Raw genomic sequence first — 2,864 nt, 5'->3', positions numbered from 1 at the left:
TCAACCAGGCCTGCGGTCATCGCCACGGCGCGGGCATCTACCCCAGCCTAACGGGGCGTTGCACGCGGACGCCTCAACGTTCCACGCCTGCGGCGTGGCCCGTCGAGGTGCCCTCCAGCCTTCGGCTTCCGGCGCCGGTGAACTTTGGCGTTAGGCAAAACACACCGCAGCAATTTAATCGTCACACATCGTTCACTTATCGTTAAAAAGGAAGAAAAATGATGGGATTGGGTGATTTCGGCCTCAGCATTCTAGCCAGTTGGCTAGCAAACAAAATTGACTTCAAAAAATCTGCGCCTGAAAACATATCCAGCAAGAGCGATGAAGCCCCACAAAAGGAAAAAACATCTGAATCACCCAAAGCACAAAAATTCAAAACCTTTGACGCATGGAACGATTTGTCAAGAATTCTGACCGCAGTTAAGAGCCCTGTAATTTCCATCTTAATAGAAGACGAGCCATCAACTCACTACCACCTCCCAAGCATGGTTCTTGAATCTTCGGTGACCGGCGAGTGGTATGTTTTCTCGAGGGGGAGAATGAGCTTCGAGGGCAACGGAGGCGGCATCAGAAATTCACAAGAGATCATTGATCAAGTCAAAGCCGCTGGCGCAAATATTGGCACATGGGTTGTTACAAAATCGGAAATTGAAGCCCTTGATAACGGGTATATAACATGGCCCAAAGTTAAGCAGAATGCAATCCCTTTACTTGCACGGGTTGCCCGAGACTACACTTGGGATGAAATTGAGCGGAACGTAACAAAACAAATCAAGTGAAAATTCAAATCCCGGCTTTCACATGCGCACCTAGTTTCCGTTAGAAGTTTTGCCTAACTGGTCGTTCAACGCGGACGCCACGGCAGGCCATGCCTTCGGCATTTTCATGGCCTGCCGTGGTGCCCTACGCACTTCGTGCTCCGGCGCCGGTTAACTAGGGCGTTAGGCAACTCCAATGAGCGTCTTTGAAGAGTCTTGGGCGCAGGCTTGGGCCGATCTGGGATTGGCGTCGCCGAGCGATCTTTTCGGCCTACTGCTTGGCGCGTACAGCGAACCACAGCGCCACTATCACTCCAAACAGCATCTTGCAGAATGCTTGAATGCGTTCGGCCAAGTTCGGCACTTGGCAGCGCATCCCGGCGAAGTCGCCATCGCCTTGTGGTTTCACGATGCCGTCTATGACGTGCGAGGCAAGTCGAACGAGCAGCAAAGTGCTGACTGGGCATTGCGAGTGCTCCGCCACGCTAACGCCGACAACAACGTTCAACAGCGGGTCGAGTGCCTAATTCTGGCCACCAAGCATGACGCCACACCCACAGACGGCGATCAACAACTGCTCGTCGACATTGACCTCAGCATACTCGGCGCCACCCCCAAGCGGTTCGCCGAATACGACCGGCAGGTACGAGCCGAGTACAGTTGGGTTCCAAGCTTCATCTACAACATGAAGCGTAGGGGCGTACTTCAAGCATTCTTGGCTCGTCCCAACATCTACAACACAAGCTACTTCAGGGAGCGCTATGAACAGCAGGCGCGCATCAACCTGGCCGCTGTTGCCTAACTGGTCGGTCAAGCGGACGCCAACACTGGCCATGCCTTCGGCATTCTCATGGCCAGTGTTGGTGCCCTCCACTCGCTGCGCTCCTTCCGGCGCCGCTTACCTTGGGCGTTAGGCCACTGTTTGGCCGGTCTCTGGAAGCATTTTCTGGGCGTGTTTTGCGGCATCGAGCGCCCTGCTCTGCTCGTCATGCGGGAATGGCTTAGCTGGCGTCGGTTGCTTCCTGGCTAATCAACCGGCTGGCTTCGCTCCAGGCCCGGCGCTAACTCGCCAATTGGTTCGCCTCGTGGCGCGGTTCGCTGCCTCAACCTGGCTGTCAGTCCTTCGGCTGCCTGCTGGCCACCGCGCGGCGCCAAAGTGCCACGCGCCACCGCCAAGTGGGCTGCTTATCCTTCGGCAATCAGCGCCAGGTTCTGTGCCGTGTCTTCGCCACGCCACCAGCTCGCAACATGAAGCCGCAGTCATGGCTTCGCCCTCACTGTTCAGCGTCTTCGCGTTATGCTGGCTGCATTCGATGCGCTGCTTGATCGGCGCCAAACAGAACACCTGGGAGCCCTTGTGAAACGCTGTCCGCCCATTTGCGCACGCCATCGCTCTGGAAGTGGTAACGCCATCACCGAGCTTGGGCACGGGCGCTTCGCGCAAGCACATTGGCCTAACTCGGCGGTCAAGCGGACGCCAACACTGGCCATGCCTTCGGCATCTTCATGGCCAGTGTCGGTGCCCTCCACTCGCTGCGCTCCTTCCGGCGCCGCTTACCTTGGGCGTTAGGCCTCAACAAACATGTGCCTCTTCGTATCTCTACTAGCCATGCTAATTGCCTCAAGTGCAACTGCTAAAGGGCATGAAGGTGCTTTGCCGATTAGCAAGGCTCGGGCTCAACTCATTGCACAAGGTTGGTTGCCATTGGAGACCTTTGGGGAAGACGCGAATGGCACCAGATGGAGCCTGCAAGGTGATGCAGGAGCAATGTACGAGGCAGGTTTTAAAGAGGTTGAAGCGTGTTCAGGCACAGGCTTAAACTTTTGTTCATTCAACTACACCCGAGCAGGCAAATGCCTTAGCCTGCATACACAAGGCGAATTCAAGGCGGGTGCTTACGAACCTCATGTCATAAAGCGCACAAACATTTGTCCTGCAAGTGCCGATCTCACCCCAAAACCAAATGGGAAGCAGTAAGTTGTTGAATCACGAGCAAAACTGAGCCACTGAAGGGTCTCCGTCACGTCCAATTTTGAGCCACGTTATCCACCTACCCTGCTGTTTTTTGCAGCAGCGGGGGGCAGGAGTGATCAACGTGAGCACAT

At 55.3% G+C, this 2,864-nt stretch carries 2 protein-coding genes; both read left to right on the top strand.

Annotated elements, in window-relative coordinates; genetic code table 11:
* Positions 1 to 218 precede the first annotated feature (218 nt).
* On the top strand, positions 219 to 779 hold the full coding sequence (locus EYS42_RS16735; protein WP_207301183.1) for a hypothetical protein: 561 nt from the start codon (positions 219 to 221) through the stop codon (positions 777 to 779).
* A 175-nt stretch (positions 780 to 954) separates the two neighbouring features.
* The gene (locus EYS42_RS16730; RefSeq protein ID WP_130969352.1) at positions 955 to 1,560 is read left to right on the top strand and encodes an HD domain-containing protein; all 606 of its coding nucleotides are present in this window, start codon (positions 955 to 957) and stop codon (positions 1,558 to 1,560) included.
* Positions 1,561 to 2,864 lie beyond the last annotated feature (1,304 nt).

The organism is Aquabacterium lacunae, from assembly GCF_004310865.1.
GTDB classification, from domain to species: Bacteria; Pseudomonadota; Gammaproteobacteria; order Burkholderiales; family Burkholderiaceae_C; genus Aquabacterium; species Aquabacterium lacunae.
The sequence above is the reverse complement of the archived record's forward strand: the minus strand, read 5'-3'. Positions and strand labels throughout refer to the sequence as shown.

Excerpts from the sequence above, each read along its gene's own strand:
- EYS42_RS16735 (WP_207301183.1), top strand. The coding sequence starts at position 219 with ATGATGGGATTGGGTGATTTCGGCCTCAGCATTCTAGCCAGTTGGCTA.
- EYS42_RS16730 (WP_130969352.1), top strand. The coding sequence starts at position 955 with ATGAGCGTCTTTGAAGAGTCTTGGGCGCAGGCTTGGGCCGATCTGGGA.